The sequence below is a fragment of the Nonomuraea rubra genome (genome assembly GCF_014207985.1).
GTDB lineage: Bacteria > Actinomycetota > Actinomycetes > Streptosporangiales > Streptosporangiaceae > Nonomuraea > Nonomuraea rubra.
The window spans coordinates 3,898,484-3,921,749 of record NZ_JACHMI010000001.1; the positions used below are offsets into that span (position 1 = coordinate 3,898,484).

Annotated in this window: 22 protein-coding genes; 16 read left to right on the forward strand and 6 right to left on the reverse strand. The window is 71.1% G+C overall.

Features of this window, described 5'->3' with window-relative positions; genetic code table 11:
- Positions 1-55: 55 nt before the first annotated feature.
- Positions 56-259, reverse strand: coding sequence for a TM2 domain-containing protein (locus HD593_RS17830; protein WP_185103220.1), 204 nt, complete (start codon positions 257-259; stop codon positions 56-58).
- Positions 260-566: 307 nt separating this feature from the next.
- Here HD593_RS17830 and HD593_RS17835 point away from each other — a divergent pair, with 307 nt between their 5' ends.
- Positions 567-1,574 (forward strand): RNA polymerase subunit sigma-70, encoded by a 1,008-nt coding sequence (locus HD593_RS17835; RefSeq protein WP_312903527.1) that lies wholly within the window; start codon positions 567-569, stop codon positions 1,572-1,574.
- Positions 1,575-1,662: 88 nt separating this feature from the next.
- A complete protein-coding gene (locus HD593_RS17840; protein WP_185103221.1) occupies positions 1,663-2,088 on the forward strand; it encodes a hypothetical protein in 426 nt (141 codons plus the stop codon).
- Between the two features lie 3 nt (positions 2,089-2,091).
- On the opposite strand, the gene HD593_RS17845 is transcribed toward HD593_RS17840, so the two are convergent.
- On the reverse strand, positions 2,092-2,595 hold the full coding sequence (locus HD593_RS17845) for an Asp23/Gls24 family envelope stress response protein (RefSeq protein ID WP_185103222.1): 504 nt from the start codon (positions 2,593-2,595) through the stop codon (positions 2,092-2,094).
- Positions 2,596-2,672: 77 nt separating this feature from the next.
- On the opposite strand from HD593_RS17845, the gene HD593_RS17850 reads away from it, so the two are divergent.
- Positions 2,673-3,203 (forward strand): HIT family protein, encoded by a 531-nt coding sequence (locus HD593_RS17850; RefSeq protein WP_246546586.1) that lies wholly within the window; start codon positions 2,673-2,675, stop codon positions 3,201-3,203.
- Here HD593_RS17850 and HD593_RS17855 read toward each other — a convergent pair.
- The gene (locus HD593_RS17855) at positions 3,159-5,240 is read right to left on the reverse strand and encodes a hypothetical protein (RefSeq protein ID WP_312903528.1); all 2,082 of its coding nucleotides are present in this window, start codon (positions 5,238-5,240) and stop codon (positions 3,159-3,161) included. The genes HD593_RS17850 and HD593_RS17855 overlap by 45 nt on opposite strands.
- A 164-nt stretch (positions 5,241-5,404) precedes the next feature.
- Positions 5,405-6,307, reverse strand: a complete 903-nt coding sequence (locus HD593_RS17860) for a branched-chain amino acid transaminase (RefSeq protein ID WP_312903529.1) — start codon at positions 6,305-6,307, stop codon at positions 5,405-5,407.
- 88 nt (positions 6,308-6,395) lie between these two features.
- Here HD593_RS17860 and HD593_RS17865 point away from each other — a divergent pair, with 88 nt between their 5' ends.
- Positions 6,396-7,721 (forward strand): aminotransferase-like domain-containing protein, encoded by a 1,326-nt coding sequence (locus HD593_RS17865; protein WP_185103225.1) that lies wholly within the window; start codon positions 6,396-6,398, stop codon positions 7,719-7,721.
- 61 nt (positions 7,722-7,782) lie between these two features.
- On the opposite strand, the gene HD593_RS17870 is transcribed toward HD593_RS17865, so the two are convergent.
- Positions 7,783-9,339, reverse strand: coding sequence for a glycoside hydrolase family 10-like protein (locus HD593_RS17870; protein ID WP_185103226.1), 1,557 nt, complete (start codon positions 9,337-9,339; stop codon positions 7,783-7,785).
- Between the two features lie 130 nt (positions 9,340-9,469).
- On the reverse strand, positions 9,470-11,608 hold the full coding sequence (locus HD593_RS17875; protein ID WP_185103227.1) for an elongation factor G-like protein EF-G2: 2,139 nt from the start codon (positions 11,606-11,608) through the stop codon (positions 9,470-9,472).
- Between the two features lie 144 nt (positions 11,609-11,752).
- Here HD593_RS17875 and pgsA point away from each other — a divergent pair, with 144 nt between their 5' ends.
- The 12 genes from pgsA (at position 11,753) to HD593_RS17935 (ending at position 23,185) form a co-directional block, all read left to right on the forward strand.
- Complete coding sequence (pgsA, locus tag HD593_RS17880; protein ID WP_246546587.1) at positions 11,753-12,376, forward strand: phosphatidylinositol phosphate synthase; 624 nt, start codon at positions 11,753-11,755, stop codon at positions 12,374-12,376.
- Positions 12,373-13,308, forward strand: a complete 936-nt coding sequence (locus tag HD593_RS17885) for a phosphatidylinositol mannoside acyltransferase (RefSeq protein WP_185103228.1) — start codon at positions 12,373-12,375, stop codon at positions 13,306-13,308. Before pgsA ends, HD593_RS17885 begins: the two co-directional genes overlap by 4 nt.
- On the forward strand, positions 13,305-14,435 hold the full coding sequence (locus HD593_RS17890; protein ID WP_185103229.1) for a glycosyltransferase family 4 protein: 1,131 nt from the start codon (positions 13,305-13,307) through the stop codon (positions 14,433-14,435). The genes HD593_RS17885 and HD593_RS17890 overlap by 4 nt, the downstream gene beginning before the upstream one ends.
- Positions 14,436-14,502: 67 nt before the next feature.
- Positions 14,503-15,045, forward strand: coding sequence for a hypothetical protein (locus HD593_RS17895; RefSeq protein ID WP_185103230.1), 543 nt, complete (start codon positions 14,503-14,505; stop codon positions 15,043-15,045).
- 62 nt (positions 15,046-15,107) lie between these two features.
- Positions 15,108-16,124 (forward strand): DUF3048 domain-containing protein, encoded by a 1,017-nt coding sequence (locus HD593_RS17900; RefSeq protein ID WP_312903530.1) that lies wholly within the window; start codon positions 15,108-15,110, stop codon positions 16,122-16,124.
- Positions 16,125-16,228: 104 nt separating this feature from the next.
- A complete protein-coding gene (gene pdxS / locus HD593_RS17905; RefSeq protein WP_185111935.1) occupies positions 16,229-17,143 on the forward strand; it encodes a pyridoxal 5'-phosphate synthase lyase subunit PdxS in 915 nt (304 codons plus the stop codon).
- Positions 17,144-17,372: 229 nt separating this feature from the next.
- A complete protein-coding gene (locus HD593_RS17910; RefSeq protein ID WP_185103231.1) occupies positions 17,373-19,055 on the forward strand; it encodes an alkaline phosphatase D family protein in 1,683 nt (560 codons plus the stop codon).
- 122 nt (positions 19,056-19,177) lie between these two features.
- Positions 19,178-19,600 (forward strand): MarR family winged helix-turn-helix transcriptional regulator, encoded by a 423-nt coding sequence (locus HD593_RS17915; RefSeq protein ID WP_185103232.1) that lies wholly within the window; start codon positions 19,178-19,180, stop codon positions 19,598-19,600.
- Between the two features lie 66 nt (positions 19,601-19,666).
- Positions 19,667-20,845 carry an MFS transporter gene (locus tag HD593_RS17920; RefSeq protein WP_246546590.1) on the forward strand — a complete coding sequence of 393 codons (1,179 nt, stop codon included), beginning with the start codon at positions 19,667-19,669 and terminating at the stop codon, positions 20,843-20,845.
- A 14-nt stretch (positions 20,846-20,859) separates the two neighbouring features.
- A complete protein-coding gene (locus tag HD593_RS17925) occupies positions 20,860-21,747 on the forward strand; it encodes an endonuclease/exonuclease/phosphatase family protein (protein ID WP_185103234.1) in 888 nt (295 codons plus the stop codon).
- A gap of 103 nt (positions 21,748-21,850) precedes the next feature.
- Positions 21,851-22,429 (forward strand): pyridoxal 5'-phosphate synthase glutaminase subunit PdxT, encoded by a 579-nt coding sequence (pdxT, locus tag HD593_RS17930; protein ID WP_185103235.1) that lies wholly within the window; start codon positions 21,851-21,853, stop codon positions 22,427-22,429.
- Positions 22,430-22,432: 3 nt separating this feature from the next.
- On the forward strand, positions 22,433-23,185 hold the full coding sequence (locus HD593_RS17935) for a YebC/PmpR family DNA-binding transcriptional regulator (protein WP_185103236.1): 753 nt from the start codon (positions 22,433-22,435) through the stop codon (positions 23,183-23,185).
- Positions 23,186-23,266 lie beyond the last annotated feature (81 nt).

Below are 23,266 nucleotides of genomic sequence, written 5' to 3' on the forward strand. Positions count from 1 at the left end.
CGATCAAGCGGGAGCGGGCCGTGCCTGATGGCACGGCCCGCTTTCCGTTCGCCGCCTACTTGGCCAGCGGCTGACCCTGCTTGTCGGAGAACTTCCCGATGAGGATCATGATGAAGTCGATCAGCACCCAGAGGCCGAAGCCGCCAAGGGTGACGATCATGAGGATGCCCGTCCCCACCTTCCCTACGTAGAAGCGGTGCACGCCGATCACGCCGAGGAAGAAGCACAGTAAGACAGCGACGATCCACGACTTTTGCATGGGAAATGCCTTTCGTTTTGAGGGGTGGGCCGAGGCGCCCGTCCGGCGCGCCCGACCTGCTCCTGCGGGAAGGATCATCCGCAGGGGACGAAACCCTAGCAAGCTCTCCCGGCCCGGCGCAGAAGCTTTTCCTGGATGTGCTCAATTTCCATAAATAAGTAGTTACTTCCGTTATATCCGCTTTTGTAGAATTGGCGGTGGAAAATGCGGGGTGTCGATGCCCGCCTCGCCCGCGTACTTCACGGCGGGCGGGTGCTCGTGCGACGCTTGCGCCGGGAGAGGGCGGCACGTGGGCCAGGGAGGCAACGTGGGCGACGAGAGCGAGGCCGTTGCGGCCGTCAGGGAGGGCGGGCAGGCCGCGTTCGGGGAGCTGGTCGAGGGGCACCGGCACGAGCTGCGGGTGCACTGCTACCGGATGCTGGGCTCCTACACCGACGCCGACGACATGGTCCAGGAGACCATGATGCGGGCCTGGCGGCGGCGGGAGACGTTCGAGGGCCGCTCCACGCTGCGGGCCTGGCTCTACCGCATCGCCACCAACGCCTGCCTGGACCTGCTGTCCGGGCCCGCGCGCTCCCGCGAGATCACGGTGGGCGTGGGCGGCGAGTCCCGATCGCCGTTCGCGGAGGTGCCGTGGCTGCAGCCGTACCCGGACCGGCTGCTCGACCTGGCCGCGCCGGGGGAGGGCACGCCGGACGCGGTGGCGGTGGAGCGGGAGACGATCGAGCTGGCCTACCTGGCCGCGATCCAGCACCTGCCGCCGCGCCAGCGGGCGGTGCTGATCCTGCGGGACGTGGCCGGCTGGTCGGCCGAGGAGACCTCGCAGGCGCTGGAACTGAGCGTGGCGGCCGTCAAGAGCGCGCTGCAGCGGGCCCGCGCCACGCTGCGCATGCACCTGCCCGCCCGGCGCTCGCAGTGGGGCCCCGCCACGGCGCCGAACGAGCAGGAGCGGGCCGTCCTGCGCCGCTACATGGAGGCGTCCGTGGAGGGCGACCTGTCGGCCCTGGCCGAGCTGCTGCGCGAGGACGCCCGGCAGACGATGCCGCCGGACTCCCAGGTGTTCGACGGCCGGGCGGCCATCCTCGACATGTGGCGGCCCGTCATGATCGGCCCCGAGGCGTGGGGCGAGTGGAAGGCGCTGGCCACGAGCGCCAACCGGCAGCCGGCCGTCGCCAACTACGTCCGCCGCCCCGGCGAGGCCCGCTACACCGCCGTCAACCTCGACGTGCTCCGCGTCGAGGACGGCCTGATCGCCGAGATCACCACGTTCGGCGCCGAGCTGCACGCCGCCTTCGGCCTGCCCCGCGAACTCTGAGAGGAGATTTTCCGCCCGGACCGATTCCTTTCCCGCCGCGCCGCCGTCATATGGCCGTACGACCCACTCACTAGAGAGGAATTGCGCGATGACCGAGCACAACGACCCCAAGCTCAAGGCCCTGGACCGCCTCGTCGGCACCTGGAAGGTCACCGGCGCCGGCTCGGGCACCGTCACCTACCGCTGGATGGAGGGCGGCCACTTCCTTATCCAGGACGTGGACCTCACGCAGGAGGGCGGCACGGTCAAGGGCACGGAGTTCATCGGCAGGAAGCGCCCGTACGGGGCCGAGGCGCCCAGCGAGGACGTGCACTCCTGGTACTTCGACAGCGACGGCAGCACCCTGGCCTACGTGTACGAGCTCGAAGGCGACATCCTGACGATCTGGGCGCACAAGAAGGATTCGGGGGCCTACTACCGCGGCACGTTCAGCGCCGACGGGGCGACCGTCACCGGGGCCTGGGTGTACCCCGGAGGCGGCGGCTACGAGTCGAACATGACCAGGGTGGGCTGAGCCTCAGCCCGGCTCCCCCTCCTCGTCGAGGTCCTCGGCGGGGCCCCGGGCCGCGGCCCGGCCCTCGCCGGGGAGCCGGACGTCGTCCACGGTGACGTTCACCTCCATGACGCGCATGCCGAGCATCCGGCTGACGGTCCTGGCCACGTTCGTCTTGACCTCGGAGGCGACGTCCATGACGACGTGGCCGTACTCGACCACGATCGTCAGGCTCACCGCCACCTGGCGGTCCTGGATCTGCGCGCTGACGCCCTGGTTGCCGCGGCGCGAGCCGATGCCGATGCGGTCGCGTACGGACTCGAAGGCCCGCGCCAGGTCGCCGCCCAGGTCGGCGACCCCGGCCACCTCCAGCGCGGCCAGCGCGGCGACCTTCTCGACCACCTCGTCGGCGACCTTGATCCGGCCCTTCACCACCGCTCCGGCGGTGGGCGCCTCGATGTACGACGGCGGCGAGGGGGTGGGCTCCTCGGCGGACGATTCGGACTGCTCGGCTAAGGCTTCACTCATCGCGGCCTCCTGTAGGCGGGTGCTCAGGATTGTGCCGGAAGAGCACCCCCTTTGTCCGGGGTCCTATGCTGCTAGTTATGCACGATCAGGCAGGGGCCGGGTCCCCCGACAACTTCGAGCGGCTGTGGACCCCGCATCGCATGGCCTACATCAAGGGCGAGAACAAGCCGACCGGCACGGGCCCCGGCGACGGCTGCCCGTTCGACGCCATCCCCAAGATGAGCGACGAGGACGGCCTGATCGTGAAGCGGGGGGAGACGGTCTACGCCGTGCTCAACCTGTACCCGTACAACTCGGGCCACCTGATGGTCGTGCCCTATCGCCACGTGTCCGACTACGACGAGCTCGACGAGGCCGAGGTGGCCGAGCTGGGCGCGTTCACGCAGCGGTCGCTGCGGGCGCTGCGCAAGGCCAGCGGCGCGCAGGGCTTCAACGTCGGCATGAACCTCGGCCACGTCGCGGGCGCGGGCATCGCCGCCCACCTGCACCAGCACGTGGTGCCCCGGTGGGGCGGCGACACCAACTTCATGCCGGTCGTCGCCCGGACGAAGGTGCTGCCGCAGCTACTTCGCGACACCCGCCAGCTGCTCGCCGACGCCTGGGACTGACTCGCCGTCGCGGCGCAGCGCGCCGATGCCGGTGGCCAGCAGCAGCGGCACGGCCAGCGCCAGGGCCATCGACAGCACGGCCGCGCCCGAGTCGTTGACCAGCATCCCTACGACGCCGCTGACGAGCGTGCCGATCAGCCCGGCCCGCAGCGCGGGGGAGTGCTCGAACGCCGCGGGCACCACTCCCGCCGACGCCTGCTCGGGCCGCAGGATCGCGTACACGAGGAACGCCACGGCGGCGATCACGATCGGCATCAGGTTGGGGTTGGCCAGGGTGGACACCATGGCCAGGAACTTGCGCCAGATGACGTCCACGGCCTCGCCGGTCAGCACCTGCCCGACGAACCTGCCCAGGTGCGACTGCTCCTCCGGGGGCCGCAGGTAGTTGAGCCACGCGAATCCCATCACGATCACGCCTCCGGCCACGCAGAACGCGCCCAGCTTCACCAGCGAGACGCGCTTGCCCGACAGGATCAGCGCGGTCACCGCGATGCCCGGCACGAACGCGATCACGCCGCCGAAGTCGCTGCCCATCCCGGACCCGCCCAGCACCATCGCGAACGCCCCCAGCAGCACGATCGCGCCCACGCCCACCTTGCCGGGCCACCGGTGCGCGATCACCGTGGTGGCCAGCAGCGTGCCGGTCGCCAGCAGCGCGAACGGGATGTTGCCCAGCCCGAAGTAGCGGGCCCCCTGCTCGGCGCTGTAGCCCATGAAGCTGTTGAGCTGCAGCGTGGTGCCGGTGAGCAGGTCGCCGACGAGCGTGAGCGCGGTGATCGCGGCGACCACGGCCAGCGGGCCCAGCGGCCTGCGCCGCCACGGCCCCGCCAGCGCCAGCACGGTGATCGTCACCCACCACGCCGCCATGCCGCCGAACAGCTCCAGGTGGGAGTCCCACGGCAGGAGGTTGACCAGGAACGAGGTGACGGGCAGGGCCGCGAGCGCCACGGCGGCGCGTCGTACCCAGGGCAGGCTCCTGCGGCGGCGCAGCAGCAGGAAGGCCAGGACGTAGAACAGGACCTGGAACACCGCCAGGGCCGTGAAGTAGGCGGCCTTCGCCGAGCGCATGGTCTGCGCGGTGGCGTCGGCGCTGCGCAGCCGTTCGACCGTCGCGCCCGGCTCGCCCACCCGCAGCGGCACGCCCACGACCGTGGCCGGCACGGCCACGCCCAGCTTGTTCAGCACCGTGGCGGTCAGGTCGGTCAGGATCGAGATGTCGTCCCTGCGCGTGGAGGCCGCGCCCAGCAGCCGGCCCTCGGCGCCGGGCTCGCGCAGCGCGGCCACCCGCAGGTGCGGCACGGAGCCGTGGTCCGACAGGCCCGCCAGCAGCACCGTCGTGCCCGCGGGCAGCACCGACAGCAGCGCGCCCGCCTTGGTGTCGGCCAGCCGCAGCGCCTCGCGCCGTTCGGCGGGGCCGAGCTTGTCGGGCACCTTGGGCAGCCGGCCGGGCTCGCCCGCCAGGTACGGCTGGACGAGGTCGTCCACGTCCATCGCGACCATCCGGCACTGCTCCAGGTCGGCCGTCCCCACCTGGAGGGGCGAGGCGCGGTAGTGACCCACCGCGCCCTGCTGGTCCGCCAGCGCCAGCGCCGCGCCGGGCCCGATCGCGATCGAGCACTGCCCGGCCGCCTTCAGCGACTCGCCCAGCGTGCCCGCCGTGCGCTGGCCGGCCACGTCGATGAGGTAGCGGTAGCCGGGGATGACGGCGCCCTCGCCCCGCGGCTCGGGCCTGGGCGGCGCGCCGCACGCGTAGCCGGAGGCCGACCTGGTGCCCGCCGACACGGTGAGCCAGCCGTCGTAGGGGCAGGTCACGTTGCCGACCGTGCGGACGGACAGCGAGCCGATCGCGCTGGACCCGGCCAGGGCCCACAGGTTGGGGGTGTCGGCCGGGGTCAGGTCGTTCCAGTGCAGCCCCGGCACTCCGATGAGCGCCACCCGGGCCGGCTCGGACCCCGCCCTGGCGGGGCCGGCGAACAGGACATGACCGAACATCACCTGACCGACCAGCACGGCCAGCACGACCAGCGCGCGCCTCACCCCGATGACCTCCCGTGATCGCAGCGTTCTGTGGCACGGCCGAGCTAGGTAGTGCTAGGTCATGTTCCGGCGCCACCAGACGCGACTACCCTCTCATGCGCCAGAGGTGCCGGAAGCCGTCTTCGGCCTGCCGGACGGCGATCGTACGGGCCGATCGGCGCGTCTCAGGAGGCCACCGGGGTGAGCCAGTGGCGGTAGCGCTCGTCCCTGCCGTGCACGACGGCGTCGTACGCGTCCGCCAGCCTGGCCGTCACCGGTCCCGGCCCGGCGCCGAGCTCCCGGCGGTCGACCGAGGACACGTGCACGACGCCGGCGGCCGTACCGCACAGGAAGACCTCGTCGGCGGTGTAGAGGTCCGAACGCATCAGCTCGCGCCTGACCGCGGGCACGCCGAGGTCGCCGGCCAGCCGCTCCACGGTGTCCTGGGTGAGCCCCGCCAGCGCGCCCGCGCTGTCGGGCGGCGTGGCGAGCACCCCGTCGCGGACGACGAAGAGGTTCGCCCCGGTGCACTCGCTGACGTAGCCGGCCGGGTTCAGCAGCACGGCCTCGTCGTAGCCGGCGTCGAGCGCCTCCTGCTTGGCCAGGACGGAGTTCAGGTAGGGGCCGGTGGCCTTGGCGGCCGTGGGCACGACCGTGTGGTCGTTGCGCCGCCAGGAGCTGGTCATCAGCCGGACGCCGGAGCCGAGCAGCGCACCCCACTCCCAGGTGGCGATGGACACGGTGGTCGGGCAGCCGCGCGCCGCGATGCCCATCTCGCCGTAGCCGCGATGCGCGAGGTGGCGGATGTAGCAGGACGGGCGGCCGTTGGCGGCGACCGTCCGCAGCGTGGCCTCGCGCAGCTCGTCCAGCGTGTACGGCATCGCCAGCCCGATGATCCGCGCGCTGGCCACCAGCCGCCGCAGGTGGTCGTCCAGCCGGAACACGGCGGGCCCCTCCCGCGTCTCGAACGCCCTGGTGCCCTCGAGGACGGCCGTGCCGTAGTGCAGGGCGTGCGACAGCACGTGCACCCGGGCCTCGCCCCACGGCACGAGCTCCCCGTCCATCCAGATGAACTTGGCCTCCTCCACCCGCACTCCTTCCTCCAGTGGCCCGCCTCGACGGCATAGAATGGGCCAATTGCGCGGTGAGTGGCACAGTAGCGGGATAATGGTGGCTATGGGAAGGGAAGACACCCTCGTCACGCTCGTCCGCGACCGCCTCAGGCTCCACCAGGGCCCGCCCAGCCGCCGGCTGGCCGGCGCGCTCGCCGACCTCGCCCAGACCGGCCTCATCAGCCCCGGCACCCGCCTGCCGTCCGAACGCGACCTGGCCCAGGCGGTCGGGGTCAGCAGGGGGACGGTGGCGGCGGCGTTCAACACCCTGTGCGAGGAGGGATTGTGCGAGCGGCGGCACGGCAGCGGCACGTACGTGCTCGGCACGCCCTCGTTCGGCGGCCTCCTGCAAGCGGGGGCCGTACGCGCGGACCTGTCCACCTCCGTGGTCCCCGACCCGTCCCACCTCGTCCTGCCCCCGGCCGACCCGGCGGACCTGCTGCGGGCGCCCAGCGGGCACGGCTACGACGCGATGGGCGACCCCCGGCTGCGGGCCGTGCTGGCGGGCGGCGAGGGCGCCGGCCCGGCGGGCGTCCTGGTCACGGCGGGCGCCCAGCAGGGCATCGACCTGGCCGCCCGCGTGCTGCTGCGGCCCGGCGACCGCGTCCTGGTGGGGGACCCGGCCTACGGGGGCGCGCTGAGCGTGTTCCGGCGGGCGGGGGCGCACGTGGTGGCCGCCGACCTCGGCACGCCCGCCGCCGTGGAGGAGGCGCTGGCCCGCCACCGCCCCGCCGCCGTGTACGTGGCCGGCGTCGACAACCCGACCGGCGCCGTCCCGCCGCTGCGGCACGTCGCCGAGCTGGCCAGGGACGCCGAGGTCACCGTGGTGGAGGACCGGGCGCTGGCGGCCCTCGTGTACGACGGCACGCCGCCGCCCGAGCCGCTGGCCCGGGTGCATCCGTACGGGACGGTGACGGTCGGGTCCCTGTCGAAGGTGTTGTGGGGCGGGCTGCGGGTGGGCTGGCTGACGGCACCGGAGCCGCTGCTGGCGCGCCTCACCGAGGCCAAGGTGGACGCCGACCTGGCGACCAGCGCGGTCGCCCAGCGGCTGGCCACCGGCCTGCTCGAACGCAACCCCGTGCGGCCCTGGCTGGCCGAGCTGGCCCGCCGCAGGGAGCACTTCCTGACGGCGCTGTCGGCGTACCTGCCCGAGTGGACGTGGGAGCGCCCGGCGGGCGGGCTGTCGGTGTGGGCGCGGCTGCCCGGCACCGACACCGACCGGTTCGCGGTCGTGGCCCGCGAGCACGGCGTGGCGGTCGCGCCGGGCTCCCTGTTCTCCCCGGACGGCCGCCACCGCGACCGGCTGCGCCTCAGCTTCGCCCTGCCGCCCGGCCTGCTCGACCAGGCGATCGCGGGGCTCGCCCAGGCCTGGCGGGCCTACGAGAGATGAGAGGTGGAAACGGCGGAAGGCCGGTCGGAACCGACCGGCCTTCCTGGGTGACGCGCGAGGCTCAGACCTCGTCCACCTTGACCTTCACCGCCTTGCTCTCGTGGTGCAGGCGGTCCAGCGAGGTGACCAGGTACGTGCCCGCCGACTTCGCGGCGTAGGACGGGTCGCTCACCACGGCCACCAGGCTCCTGGCGTCGGTGGTGTGGCAGTCCTTGCCGGACTTGGGCAGCTGGTACACGGCGTACGCCCGGGCCCCCTCGGAGGGCTTCCAGGACAGCTTCGTCCCGGCGGCCTTGGCGTCGGCCGGGGCGGCCGGGGCCGAGCCGCCGAGCGACTCCTGCAGCGGCAGCAGCGCCGGGCGGCTGTAGTGGGCCTTGGTCATCCGGTCCACCGACCCGAGCGGGTTGGCCACCAGGTTCTTGGCGCTGAAGTAGACGGCGCCGTCGACCTGCTTGCTGGCGCGGTTGACGCCCACCTGGCCGGCGAGCTCGCCCGGCTTGAGCCAGGTCCTGTCGTCCTTGGCGCCGACCCGGTAGAGGCCCTGGCCGATGTAGAGCTGCACGTCGCTGCCCTTGACCTCGTTGGCCCACCAGCGCGTCAGCGTGGTGTAGTCGGCCAGCTTGTGGCCGCGCGGCCAGTAGAGCTGGGGCAGCACGTAGTCGACGGTGCCTGACTTGATCCAGGCGCGCGCGTCGGCGTAGATCGAGTCGTAGGCGGACATGCCCGACGTGTTCGACCCCGTCGGGTCCTGGGCCTTGTTACGCCAGATGCCGAACGGGCTGATGCCGAACTTCACGTGCTGCTTGGACTCGTGGACGGCCTGGTCGACCTCCGCCACGAGCTTGTTGACGTTGCCGCGCCGCCAGTCGGCGAGCTTGGCGCCCTTGCCGTACTTGCGGAAGGCGGCCGTGTCGTCGAACTTCGCCCCCGCCACCGGGTAGGGGTAGAAGTAGTCGTCGAAGTGCACGCCGTCGACGTCGTAGCGGTCGACCACGTCGGTGATGACCTTGGTCACGTGCTCGCGCACGGCCGGCAGGCCGGGGTTGTAGTAGAGGCGGCCGCCGTACTTGACCGTCCAGTCGGGGTGCTGCCGCGCCGGATGGTTGGCGGGCAGCGCCGAGGTGCTGTTGCCGTAGGAGGCGCGGTACGGGTTGAACCAGGCGTGGAACTCCATGCCGCGCTTGTGCGCCTCGTCGATGAGGAAGGGCAGCGGGTCCCAGCCGGGGTCCTTGCCGGCGGTGCCGGTCAGATATTGCGACCAGGGCTCCAAGGAACTCTTGTAGAGGGCGTCGGAGGCGGGCCTGACCTGGACGAAGACAGCGTTCATGTTGCGCTTGGCGGCGCTGTCCAGGATCTTGACGTAGTCGGCCTTCTGCCTGTCGATGCTGTGCCCGGCCTTGGAGGGCCAGTCGATGTTCTGGGTCGTGGCGATCCACACTCCGCGCAGCTCACGCTTCGGGAAGCGGGCATCGGCCTTGCAGGCCGCAGCGGGGGGTGCGGCGACGGTCGTCTTCTTCTCGCTCGCTGCGGGGCTCTCCGCCGGTCCGAAGACGTAGGCGGCGGTCGTCGTGGCGACGGCCAGAGCGGCAGCGGCTAGGAGTGGGCGTCCAGTTCGCATAGTGCCACCCAGTGTGACAGCTGCTCCCGCATGCTCGGTACGAAAAACCGAAATCAAGTCGTGACACATTTGTGACAAAAGGCAACGGCTGGGCCGGGAGGGACAAATCCCTCCCGGCTCTCCACGGGGCTCAATCCGCGGCCGTTACCTTGGTTGCGAGGTTCGGGGGCAGCGGTTCGTAGCGCAGGAAGGTGCGCGTGAACGTGCCCGTGCCGTGTGACATGGATCTCAGATCGATCGCGTACCGCGTGATCTCCAGCTCGGGCACCTCGGCCTTGACCAGTGTGCGGCCCGTGCCGACCGGTTCGGTGCCGAGCACGCGCCCGCGCCGCGACGACAGGTCGGACATCACGGACCCGACGTAGTCGTCGGCCACCAGCACCGACAGCTCGTCCACGGGCTCCAGCAGCAGGGTCGGGACCTTCGCCGCGGCCTCCTTGAGCGCGAGCTGGCCCGCGATCTGGAAGGCCATGTCGGAGGAGTCCACGGAGTGCGCCTTGCCGTCGTACAGGGTGACCCGCACGTCCACCATCGGGTAGCCGGCGACGACGCCGCGCTCCATCTGGGCCCGCACGCCCTTCTCCACCGACGGGATGAACTGCCGCGGCACCACGCCGCCCACGATCTTGTCCACGAACTCGAAGCCCCCGCCGGACGGCAGCGGCTCGACCTCGAGGTGGCAGATGGCGTACTGGCCGTGGCCGCCGGTCTGCTTGACGTTGCGGCCCATCGCCTGGCACTTGCCGCCGAACGTCTCGCGCAGCGGCACCCGCAGGTCGATCCGCTCGACCTCCACGCCGTGGCGCTTGGCCAGGCGGTCGAGGAGCACGTCGGTGTGCGCCTCGCCCATGCACCACAGGACGAGCTGGCGGGTCTCGGCGTTGTTCTCCAGGCGCAGCGTCGGGTCCTCGGCCACCAGCCGGCCGAGCGCCTGCGACAGCTTGTCCTCGTCCGCCTTGGACCTGGCCCTGATCGCCACGGGCAGCAGCGGGTCTGGCATGCTCCAGGAGGTCATCAGCAGCGGGCGCTCCACCTCCGACAGCGTGTCGCCGGTCTCGGCCCGCGACAGCTTGGCCACGGCCACGATGTCGCCCGCCATGCCCTTGGCCGCGCCGCGCTGCTGCTTGCCCAGCGGGCAGGTCAGGGTGCCGATGCGCTCGTCCACGTCGTGGTCTTCGTGCCCGCGGTCGGCCAGGCCGTGCCCGGAGACGTGCACGGTCATGTCGGGGCGCAGGGTGCCGGAGAAGACGCGTACGAGGCTGATGCGGCCCACGTACGGGTCGCTGGTGGTCTTGACGACCTCGGCGACGAGCGGCCCGTCGGGGTCGCACGTGATGCCCTTGACCGGCTTGCCGGACAGGTCGGTGATCTCGGGCATGGGATGTTCGAGCGGCGACGGGAAGCCCTGCGTGATCAGCTCCAGCAGCTCCTGCGCGCCCACGCCGAGGCCGCTGCACAGCACCGGGTAGAAGCTGCCGCGCGCGACGGCCTTCTCCAGGTCGTCGATGAGGACCTTGGTGTCGATGGGCTCGCCCTCGAGGTACCTCTCCATGAGCGACTCGTCCTCGCTCTCCTGGATGATGCCCTCGATCAGCGTGCCGCGGTACTCCTCGATCTGCGCCTCGTACTCCGCGCCCGGGTCCTTCTCCGTGCGCTCGCCCGTGGCGTAGTTGTAGAACTTCTGCGTCAGCAGCCCGATCAGCCCGTTGACGTGACCGTTGGTGATCACCGGGAGGTAGAGCGGCGCGACGCCGTCGCCGAAGATGTCCTGGCAGGTCGCGAGCACCTCGTCGAAGTCGGCCCGCTGGTGGTCGATCTTGGTGATCACGACCGCCCGCGGCATGCCGACCTGCGAGCACTCCTCCCAGAGCATCTGCGTGAGACCGTCCACCCCGTCGGAGGCCGACACCACGAACAGCGCCGCGTCGGCCGCGCGCAGCCCCGCGCGCAGGTCGCCCACGAAGTCGGCGTAGCCCGGGGTGTCGAGAAGGTTGATCTTGATGCCGTTGTGCACCAGCGGCGCCACGGAGAGGTTGACCGACCGCTGCTGCCGGACCTCCACCTCGTCGAAGTCGCTGACCGTGTTGCCGTCCTCCACCCGTCCCGGGCGCTGGATGGTGCCCGTCGCGGCCAGCAGCTGCTCGACGAGGGTCGTCTTACCCGCTCCTGAGTGGCCGACCAGCACGACATTGCGTATCGCATCCGCCCTGTCGGCCGCGGGTGCCCTGCCCGCGGCTCCCACGGCGCCACCAGAGTTTCTTTCCGCCACATCGGCCTCCCGCGTCGTCGGTTGTGTGCCAACGCCGCGCCCGCGCGGAGGGAATGGAAACCGCATGGACGCGGTGTGTTCACCAAATACCCGTGTGGCGGATATCACAAGGGGGGCGGGGCAAAGAAAGTTGTCAGGCGCGTCATGGCCTACGATCGGACCGCGATGCTCAAACTCCTGCGCCCGGCCATGACCCGGATACTCACCCCGCTGGGCAGGGCCCTCGTCGGCCGCGGGATCGGCCCGAACGCCGTCACGGCGGTGGGCACCCTCGGCACCGTCGTGTCCGCCCTGCTCTTCTTCCCCCTGGGGCAGCTCACCTGGGGGGCACTCGTGATCACTGTCTTCGTGCTGTTCGACCTGCTCGACGGCGTGGTGGCCCGGCTCGGCGGGAAGGGGGGCAGCACCTGGGGGGCCTTTCTCGACTCCACGCTCGACCGGGTCGCCGACGCCGCCATCTTCGCCGGCCTGATCATGTACTTCATCTCCGTCGACGACGCTCTGATGGCCGCGGTGACCCTGGTGTGCCTGATCGCGGGCGCCGTGGTCTCCTACGCCAAGGCCAGGGCCGAAGGGCTCGGGCTCACGGCGGACGTCGGGCTCGCCGAAAGACCGGAGCGGCTGGTGGTGGCGCTGGTCGCCGCCTGCTTCTCGGGGCTCGGCGTTCCGTACATCCTGCCCGCGGGCATGTGGCTGCTCGCGGTGGCCAGCCTGATCACCGTGGGCCAGCGAGTGGTGGCCGTCTACCAGCAGACGAGGGAGAGATGAGCGAGAAGGTCAGCGAGAAGGTCTCGGCCGGCGACCGCGTCGTGGCCGCTGGGTTCGCGGCCGGATGGAAGCTCGTGCCGCTGCTGCCGCAGCGCCCGACGGCCGCCGTCTTCCGGTTCCTGGCCGACCGGGTCTGGAGCAGGCGCGGCAAGTCCGTACGCAGGCTGGAGTCCAACCTGGCCAGGGTCACCGGCCTGCGGCCCGGCAGCCGGGAGCTGAGCGAGCTGACCAGGGCCGGGATGCGCTCCTACTTCCGCTACTTCCACGAGATCTTCCGGCTGCCGTCCATGGACCGCGGCGAGCTCGTGCGCCGCACGCACGTGATCGGGGCCGAGCACGTCCACGGCAACGTGGCCGCCGGGCGGGGCGTGGTGCTGGCGCTGCCGCACATGGGCAACTGGGACCAGGCGGGGGCGTGGCTGGTCGGCGTGGGCCACCCGTTCACGACCGTGGCCGAACGGCTCAGGCCCGAGTCGCTGTTCCACCGCTACGTGGCCTTCCGCGAGGGGCTGGGCATGGAGGTGCTGCCGCTGACCGGCGGCGACGGGCACAACTTCGGCACCCTGGCGACGCGGGTGCGCAAGGGCGGCGTGGTCTGCCTGCCGGCCGAGCGCGACCTGACCAAGAGCGGTGTCGAGGTGAGCTTCTTCGGCGCGACCACCAAGTACCCGGCGGGCCCGCCGCTGCTGGCGGTGCAGACCGGGGCGGCGCTGCTGCCCGCCATCGTCTACTTCGTGGGCGACGACTGGGGCATCCACATCCACCCCGAGCTGCCGGTCCCCGCCGAGGGCACCCGCCAGGAGAAGGTCGCGGCCGTGGCGCAGGGCCTGGCCGACGTGTTCGAGAAGGGCATCTCCGAGCATCCGGAGGACTGGCACATGCTGCAGCGGCTCTGGCTCGACGACCTGCCCCCTCAGCGGGAACCCCGATGAGGGTCGGCATCGTCTGCCCGTACTCGTGGGACGTGCCGGGCGGCGTCAAGCAGCACATCGACGACCTGGCCCAGGCCCTGATCGCGCAGGGGCACGAGGTGTCGGTGATCGCGCCCGCGGCCGACGACGAGGAGCTGCCCCCGTACGTGACGGGGGCGGGGCGGGCGATCCCGGTGCCGTACAACGGGTCGGTGGCCAGGATGTCGTTCGGGTTCCTGTCGGCGGCGCGGGTGCGGCGCTGGGTGCGTACGGGCGGCTTCGACGTGCTGCACATCCACGAGCCGCTGATCCCGAGCCTGGGCGTGCTGGCGTGCTGGGCGGCCAAGGGGCCGATCGTGGCCACGTTCCACGCCTCGTTCACCCGCTCGCGCGCGATCGCCGTGGCCGAGCCGCTGCTGCGCAGCGCGCTGGAGAAGCTCAGCGGCCGCATCGCGGTCTCCGACGCGGCCCGCAAGAGCCTGGTCGAGCAGTTCGGCGGCGACACCGTGCTCATCCCGAACGGCGTCACCGTCGCCCGGTACACCGAGGCGGAGCCGCTCGACGGGTGGGGCCCCGACGGGTCCACGCTGGGTTTCCTGGGCCGCATGGACGAGGAGCGCAAGGGGCTGCCGATCCTGCTCGACGCGTTCAGGACGCTGGCGGCCGAGCGGCCGGACGTGAAGCTGCTCATCGCGGGGCCGGGCGACGAGAAGGACGTCTACGACAAGGTGCCGAAGGAGTTCCACGACCGGGTGACCGTGCTGGGCATGGTGAGCGAGGCCGACAAGATCCGCGCCTACCACTCGGTCGACGTGTTCGTGGCGCCCAACACGCGGGGCGAGAGCTTCGGCATCGTGCTGGCCGAGGCGATGGCGTCCGGGGCGACGGTGCTGGCCAGCGACATCCCGGCCTTCCGCAGGGTGCTGGGAGACGGGCAGGCGGGCGCGCTGTTCGCCAACCGCGACCCCGCCTCGCTGGCGCGCGAGGCCGCCGCGCTGCTCGACGCGCCGGAGCGGCGGGTCAAGCTGGCCGCCGAGGCGCTGGTCGCGGTCAGGAAGTACGACTGGTCCACGGTGGCGCGCGACGTCGTGCGCGTCTACGAGACCGTCACCACGAGCGGCGCGGGACGCGTGGAAGAGGACCTGTGACGGGCGGCGCCGGCCGCGTGGAGCAAGACCTGCTGACGAGCGGCGGCGGCCGCGTGGAGGAAGACCTGTGACATCCACCATGATCGTGCTGATCGTGGGCATCGTGGTCGTGCTCACGGCCGTCTACATCTCCTGGCGGGCCGGGCGGCTGGACCGCCTGCACATCCGGCTGGAGCTGGCCCAGGAGTCGCTGGACGCCGCGCTGATGCGGCGCCGCGCGGTGGTGCTGGAGCTGGCCGGCTCGCGCCTGCTCGACCCCGCCACGTCCCTGGTGCTGGCCGCGGCGGCGCACGAGGCCAGGTCGGCGGGGTCGGAGGAGCGCGAGCACGCCGAGAGCGACCTGTCGCGGACGTTGCGCGCGGTGGTGGACCAGGAGCGGTTCAGGGAGAAGCTGTCGGAGTCACCGGGAGGGCGCGAGCTGCTGGAGGAGCTCGACGCGGCGGTGGCCAAGGTCGTCTACTCCCGCCGCTTCCTCAACAACGCGGTCGCGGTCACGCGGGCGGCCCAGGACCGCTGGCTCGCCAGGACGTTGCGCCTGGCCGGGCACACCGAGTACCCGCAATTCTTCGAGATTGATGACAATCCGCCCGCAGCTATGGCAACTGAATGACCTGATTTGGGGAAGCCAGTAAGCTTCATCCCGTTTTCGGGCTGAAGCGAGGAGAGTTACACGTGCGGCTACCCCGGATGATCACGGTCTACCTGGCCGGAGCGGCCGTGCTGCTGCCCGTAGCGGCCTGTTCGTCGGACGATCCGGCCGCCGGTCAGGCGCCCGCGCCGTCCGCGTCGGCCGCGCCCAGCGAGGAGCCGGAGGAGGTCAACGCCCACCCGTTCACCGGCAAGCCGTACCAGAGCCTCAAGCCCGTGCTCGCGGTGAAGATCGAGAACACCGCGGCCGGCAAGCCCCAGCTCGGGCTCAAGAGCGCGGACATCGTCTACGTCGAGCAGGTCGAGGCCGGACTGACCCGCCTCATGGCGATCTTCTCCTCCAAGCTGCCGGCCAAGGTGGGCCCGGTGCGCAGCGCGCGCATCTCCGACCTGCACATCGCGCCGCAGTTCGGCAAGCCCGCCTTCTCGTACTCGGGCGCGCAGACCAAGATGTTGCCGTTCATCGCCGAGGCGTCCCTGTTCGACGTGGGCGACACCCGCAACCCCGGCGCCTACTTCCGCCAGCCCGGCCGCTTCGCCCCCTACAACCTGTTCGCCAACACCAAGCAGCTCCTGGCCAAGGCGCCCAAGGCGAGCAAGGCCAAGGACATCGGCTTCACCTTCGGCGACGCGCCGGCCGAAGGCGGGGTCGACAAGAAGTCGTACACGGTCAAGTGGCCCGCGGCCCGCTTCACCTTCGCCTGGTCGGAGGCGAAGAAGCAGTGGATGATCTGGCAGGACGGCAAGAAGGACATGGCCGCGGAGGGCGGCCAGCTCAGCGCGCCGACGATCGTCGTGCAGTACACCAAGACCGAGCGGTCGGAGTTCCACGACAAGAACGACAGCTACACGCCGCTCGTGCACACCACGGGCAAGGGTTCCGCGATCGTGCTGCGTGACGGTAAAGCTTTCAAGGCCCGCTGGGAACGGGAATCGGAGGAGAGCGGCACGACGTTCACCACTGAGAGCGGCGAGCCGATGAACTTCGCCCCCGGCCAGGTCTGGGTCGCCCTCGCCAGCCGCAAGCCCGTCATTCCGTAGAAGACGCGGGGCGAATCCTGACATCTTGGCATGTCGGGGGAGGGGTCCTCCAGGACCTACGATGGGCTTGAAAACTTACCGAATCGCCGTGAGAGCCCGTGAGGATGACCGTGTCGACCAGCACGCCAGAAAGCACCCCCGTCACCGGAACCGCGCGCGTCAAGCGCGGCATGGCCGAGATGCTCAAGGGCGGCGTCATCATGGACGTCGTCACCCCCGAGCAGGCCAAGATCGCTGAGGACGCCGGCGCGGTGGCCGTCATGGCCCTAGAGCGCGTGCCCGCCGACATCCGCGCGCAGGGCGGCGTGTCCCGGATGAGCGACCCCGACATGATCGACGGCATCATCGCCGCCGTCTCGATCCCCGTCATGGCCAAGGCCCGCATCGGCCACTTCGTCGAAGCCAGGGTGCTGCAGGCGCTCGGCGTCGACTACGTGGACGAGTCCGAGGTGCTCACCCCGGCCGACTACGCCAACCACATCGACAAGTGGCAGTTCACCGTGCCCTTCGTCTGTGGCGCCACGAACCTGGGCGAGGCCATGCGCCGCATCACCGAGGGCGCGGCCATGATCCGCTCCAAGGGCGAGGCCGGCACCGGCGACGTCTCCAACGCCGTCACCCACATGCGCACGATCCGCGCCGAGATCAAGCGGCTCACCTCGCTGCCCGAGGACGAGCTGTACGTCGCGGCCAAGGAGCTGCAGGCGCCGTACGAGCTGGTCGCCGAGGTCGCCAAGACCGGCAAGCTGCCGGTCGTGCTGTTCACCGCGGGCGGCATCGCCACCCCGGCGGACGCGGCGATGATGATGCAGCTCGGCGCCGAGGGCGTGTTCGTGGGCTCGGGCATCTTCAAGTCGGGCGACCCGGCCAAGCGCGCCGCCGCCATCGTCAAGGCCACGACCTTCTACGACGACCCCGACGTCATCGCCAAGGTCTCGCGCGGGCTGGGCGAGGCCATGGTCGGCATCAACGTCGACGAGATCCCGCAGCCGCACCGCCTGGCCGAGCGCGGCTGGTAATCCGGCGCGTCGTTGCAGGTCACCGCGTTGGGCGCGTGAGACGATCACGTCTGGCAGGCCGATGACGGCCTGACGGGGGCGCCACAATGTGACGGTGGAAATTGCCAAATAAGGCGACATCCGCGAAGGATGTCGCCTTTTTGGTGTTGTGTGGCGTTCACCGCGTAGTCATGATCCTCAGTAAAGCTACGGGTCAACCCTCATCCCTTGATCGTCCCGGGAGCCACACGTGTCCAAGCTGAACCGCAGACACTTCCTCGTCACCGGGTTAGCCGCGGGTGCCGCCGCGGCCATCCCCGCGGGTGCCGCGCACGCCGACCCCGACCCGGCGGCCGAGAGCGCGCAGAGCCTCGCCTCGCGCGGCCTGACCACCGACCCGTTCACGCTCGGCGTCGCCTGCGGCGACCCCGACAGCGAGGGCTTCGTGATCTGGACCAGGCTCGCCCAGCAGCCGATGGCCGAGGACGGGCTCGGCGGCATGCCGCAGCGGCCCTTCCCCGTGCAGTGGCAGATCTACGCCGACGAGCGCGCCCGCCGCGTCGTGCGCACCGGCGTCTCCGTCGCCGCCCCCGAGTGGGGCCACAGCGTCCACGTCGAGGTGCGGGGGCTGAGCTCCGACCGCGAGTACTGGTACCGCTTCCGCGTCGGCCCGTACGTCTCGCAGCTCGGCCGCGCCCGCACCGCCCCGCACCCCCTGTCGTACGGCGGCGGCCTGGCCATGGCCTTCGTCTCCTGCGCCCAGTACGAGCACGGCTACTTCACCTCGTACCGCCGCCTGGCCGAGGAGAACCCCGACCTGATCCTGCACCTCGGCGACTACCAGTACGAGTACACCAGGAACACCTACACCATCCCCGGCGGCAACGTCCGCCACCACGAGGGGCCCGAGACCGAGACCCTGGCGAACTACCGCCAGCGGCACGCCCAGTACAAGGCCGACCCCGACCTCCAGGCGGCCCACGCCGCCGCGCCGTGGCTGGTCGTCTGGGACGACCACGAGCTGGACAACAACTGGGCCGACGAGGTCCCCGAGCGCCCCGAGATCCCCCAGCCGAACTTCCTGACCAGGCGCGAGGCCGCCTTCCGCGCCTACTACGAGAACATGCCGCTGCGCCGCAGCTCCATCCCGCGCGGCATCGACATGCAGCTCTACCGCCGCATCCGGTGGGGCCGGATGGCCACCTTCCACATGCTCGACACCCGCCAGTACCGCGACGACCAGGGCTGCGGCGACGGCTACCGCGACTGCCCCGCCTCCGTCGACCCGGCCCGCTCGATCACCGGCGCCGCGCAGGAGGAATGGCTGCTGCACGGCTTCCGCCACTCGCGCGCGCAGTGGGACGTCCTCGGCCAGCAGGTCTTCTTCGCCCAGCGCGACAACAACGCCGGCCCGGTCAAGGTCACCTCCCAGGACGCCTGGGACGGCTACGCCGCCTCCCGCCGGCGGATCACCCAGGGCTGGATCGACGCGAAGGTGCGCAACCCCGTCGTCCTGACCGGCGACGTGCACGCCCACTGGGCCAGCGACCTCAAGCTCGACTACGACGACCCGACCGGGCCCACCGTGGGCTCCGAGCTGGTGGCCACGTCGATCTCGACCGGCGGGAACGGGGCCGACTCCGACCCGGCGCAGCACCCGTTCCTGGCCATCAACCCGCACCTGAAGTTCTACAACAACCAGCGCGGATACGTGCTGACGAAGATCGAGCGCGAGCAGATGACGGCCGACTTCAAGGTCGTGCCGCAGGTGCAGACGCCGGGGTCCGAGGTGTACACCCGGGCCACGTACGTCATCGAGGACCGGGTGCCCGGGGTGCAGCAGACGTACCTGCGGCCGCTGGACCCGACGCTCCGCAGCCGGGCGGCGATGACGGTGGAGGAGACGGTGCGCCTGGAGACCGAGCGCCCGTAACCCTGGACCAGCGTGGGCACGCCGACCTCCTGGGCGTGCCCACGCTTCCCCCTTCGGCCCCGGGTTCCCCGGGGCCTTTTCCCGGCCGGAATATTAGCCAGGCTAAGTTAGTTGTGCTAACCATGAGGGACGATCCCACCCGCCTGGCCGAGCAGGTCTCGACGGTGCTGCGGCACCTGGTCCTCCTGCTCAGGCGCACCGTCGCCGGCCAACCCGTCACCAGCCAGCAGTACGGCGTCCTCGGCTCGCTCGAGGCCGGCCCCCGCCGGATGACCGAGCTGGCCGAGGAGCACGCCGTGCAGCTCCCCACCATGACCGTCCAGATCAACCGCCTGGAGGACGCCGGCCTGGTGGCCCGCGGCTCCGACCCCGCCGACGCCCGCGTCAGGACGGTCGAGCTCACGGGCGAGGGCCGGGACCGGCTGAGGGCCGTACGCAGGGCCAGGGTCGCCCACCTCACCCGCGAGCTGGAGGCGCTCACCGAGGACGAGCGCGCCACCCTCGCGGCCGCCCTGCCCGTGCTGGCCAAGCTCGGCCGCTCGTGAGAACTCGTACGTACTCGTAAGTAGAGGAGCAACATGCAAACCGGCGGCGGAATCCTCCGCCAGCCCATGTCCGTCTGGGCCACCGCGTTCGCCGCGGTCGTGGCCTTCATGGGCATCGGGCTGGTGGACCCCATCCTCCCTTCCATCGCCCAGGGCCTGAAGGCCACCCCCAGCCAGGTCTCCCTGCTGTTCACCAGCTACTTCCTGGTCACCGCCGTGGCCATGCTGATCACCGGCTGGGTCTCCAGCCGCATCGGCGGCAAGCGCACGCTGCTGGCCGGGCTGGTGCTGGTCGTCGGGTTCGCCGCGCTGGCCGGCACCTCCACCAGCGTCGCCGAGCTCGTCGGCTTCCGCGCCGGCTGGGGGCTGGGCAACGCCCTGTTCGTGGCCACCGCGCTGGCCGTCATCGTCGGCGCCGCCAGTGGCGGCGCGGAATCGGCCATCATCCTGTACGAGGCCGCGCTCGGCCTGGGCATCTCCCTGGGCCCGCTCGCCGGCGCGCTGCTCGGCGACTGGAACTGGCGGGCCCCGTTCTTCGGCACCGCCACGCTCATGGCGGTCGGCTTCGTGCTGATCGCCACGATGCTCAGGGCCACGCCAAGGCCCGCCCAGAAGACCCGGCTGAGCGCCCCCATCAGGGCGCTGGCGCACGGCGGCCTGGCCACGACCGCGTTCACCGCGCTGTTCTACAACTTCGCGTTCTTCACGGTGCTGGCGTTCACGCCGTTCGTGCTCGGCATGTCCGCCTACGGCATCGGCGCCGTCTTCTTCGGCTGGGGCGTCTGCGTGGCGCTGGCGTCGGTCTTCGCCGCGCCGCCGCTGCAGCGCAGGATCGGCTCGGTGAACGTGCTGCACCTGGCGCTGGCCCTGCTGGCCGTCTTCCAGATCGGCATCGCGCTGTCGGGGCACGCGGGCGTCATCGTGTTCACCATCCTGTCCGGCATCCCCATCGGCCTCAACAACACCGTGTTCACCGAGTCGGCCATGGAGGTCTCCGACGCTCCCCGGCCGGTTGCGTCGGCGGGCTACAACTTCGTGCGCTGGATGGGCGGCGCGCTGGCCCCGTTCATCGCGACGAAGCTGGGGGAGGAGGCCGGGGTGGCGGTGCCGTACGTGCTGGGGGCGCTCTGCTGCGTCGCCGGGATGGCCGTCCTCTACACCCGGCGGCACCACCTGCGTGCCCTGTCCCGCGTGGACGCCGGCCACACGGCGCACGACGCCGCTGAGGCCGCACCCGCTATGTGATTACATGTCTCACCATGGTGGGACATGTCCTGCTGCTCCTGGCGAGCATGCTTCCCGTGCCGCAGGCGGCCCCGTCCGGGATGAGCCCGTCCGCGACGACTCTGTCCGCGACGACTCTGTCCGCGATGACGTGGAACGTCTGCACGGGGACCAATTCCAACTGCCGCCTCTACCGTGCGGGCGCCGTCGAGCTGGCCGGGCACATCGGCGAGCAGGCGCTCGCCCGCCGCGCCGAAGTGATCTTCCTTCAGGAGTTCTGCACGGGCGCGACGGGCACGCTGGAGCTCTGGCTCGAACGGCGCACCGGCAAGCGCTGGACGATCGGCTCCTGGGGGCTGACCGGCCAGGACGGCGCGCCGTACGCGTGCCATCCCGACCTGCTCGGCCGCCCGCGCGGCGCGCAGAGCATCGCGGTGGCGGTGGCGGGCGACGCGGTCGCGTTCGAGATCCACCCGCTGCCCGCCCCGCCCTGGTACGTCAGGCGGGCCGCCATCTGCGCGGACCTGCCCGCCAGGAAGATCCGCGCCTGCGGCACCCACCTGTCCTCCGGCTCCGCCTACGACGACCGCCAGCCCGGCGCCCCGTACCGCACCAAGCAGCTCGAACGCCTGCTGGAGATCTCCGCCAAGCCCGGATACCGCAGCCTCGTCGGCGGCGACCTGAACGTCTCACCGCCCGACAGCGGCTACGGCAGCGCCGCCGGGCGCCGGGCCGTCGCCCCCTTCTACCGTGCCTACCAGGAGTGCGACCAGCGGGACGGGCGGCGTACCGGACGCTGGACCAGGGAGGGCAAGAAGCTCGACTACCTCTTCGCCCCCAAGGGCAGCGTGCGGCGCTGCCACGTCGAGCGCGGCGTCACCCTGTCGGACCACAAGCCCGCACACATCGAGGTGACCCTCTAGGGGCGGGCCGCGTACGCTGCACGCGTTCCCCCCGATAGGAAGATGTCCGGCCATCCTGGTGTTGAATGTTCGGAACCCGTACACCCGGACGAAAGGATCGACTGTGCCCACGATCGGTGTGCTCGCCCTTCAAGGAGACGTGCGCGAGCATGTGCGCATGCTCCAGGAGGCAGGCGCCACGGCCGCCGCCGTGCGCCGTCCCGCCGAGCTGGACGCGGTCGACGCCCTGGTCATCCCAGGAGGCGAGTCGACCACCATGTGGAAGCTCGCCGAGACCTTCGACATGCTGCAGCCGCTGCGCATGCGCGTCAAGGAGGGCATGCCCGCCTACGGCTCCTGCGCCGGCATGATCATGCTGGCCGACCGGATCGAGGACGGCATCGCCGGGCAGCAGACCATCGGCGGCATCGACATGGTGGTCAGGCGCAACGCCTTCGGCCGCCAGGTCCACTCCTTCGAGTCCGACCTCGACTTCGCCGGGACGCCGGTGCACGCCGTGTTCATCAGGGCCCCCTGGGTCGAATCCATCGGCGCGGACGTCGAAGTGCTGGGCAGGTGCGAGCCTGGGGATAGGATCGTCGCGGTCCGTCAAGGGCCGTTGCTCGCTACGTCGTTCCATCCCGAGCTCACCGGGGACGTACGCGTGCACCGTTACTTCGTAGACATGGTGAGGGAGCTCTAGGTAATGTCCGGCCACTCCAAATGGGCGACGACGAAGCACAAGAAGGCCGCGCTCGACGCCAAGCGCGGCAAGCTGTTCGCCAAGCTCATCAAGAACATCGAAGTGGCGGCACGGACCGGTGGCCCTGACCCGGACGCCAACCCCACCCTCTTCGACGCCATCTTCAAGGCGAAGAAGAACTCCGTGCCCAACGACAACATCGAGCGGGCGCGCAAGCGGGGCGGCGGCCTGGAGGCGGGCGGCGCCGACTGGCAGACGATCATGTACGAGGGCTACGCGCCCGGCGGCGTCGCGGTGCTCATCGAGTGCCTCACCGACAACCGCAACCGCGCCGCCTCCGAGGTGCGCGTCGCGCTCACCCGCAACGGCGGCTCGCTGGCCGACCCCGGGTCCGTGTCGTACATGTTCAACCGCAAGGGCGTCGTGATCGTGCCCAAGGCCGACGGGCTCGACGAGGACACCGTGCTGATGGCCGTGCTCGACGCGGGCGCCGAGGAGGTCAACGACCTGGGCGACACCTTCGAGGTCGTCTCCGAGGCCGGCGACCTGGTGCCGGTCCGCAAGGCGCTGCAGGATTCCGGCATCGACTACGACTCGGCCGAGTCGAGCTTCCTGCCGACGATGAGCGTGCCGCTCGACGAGGAGGGCGCCAAGAAGGTGTTCCGCCTCATCGACGCGCTGGAGGACAGCGACGACGTGCAGAACGTCTTCGCCAACTTCGACGTCTCGGACGAGGTGCTGGCGGCGCTCGACTAGGGGGGCGTACGGACGCGATCGCGAGGGCCCGGCTTTCCGCCGGGCCCCTCCGTTTGCCGTCCCCGATGCCTGTACCGGGCT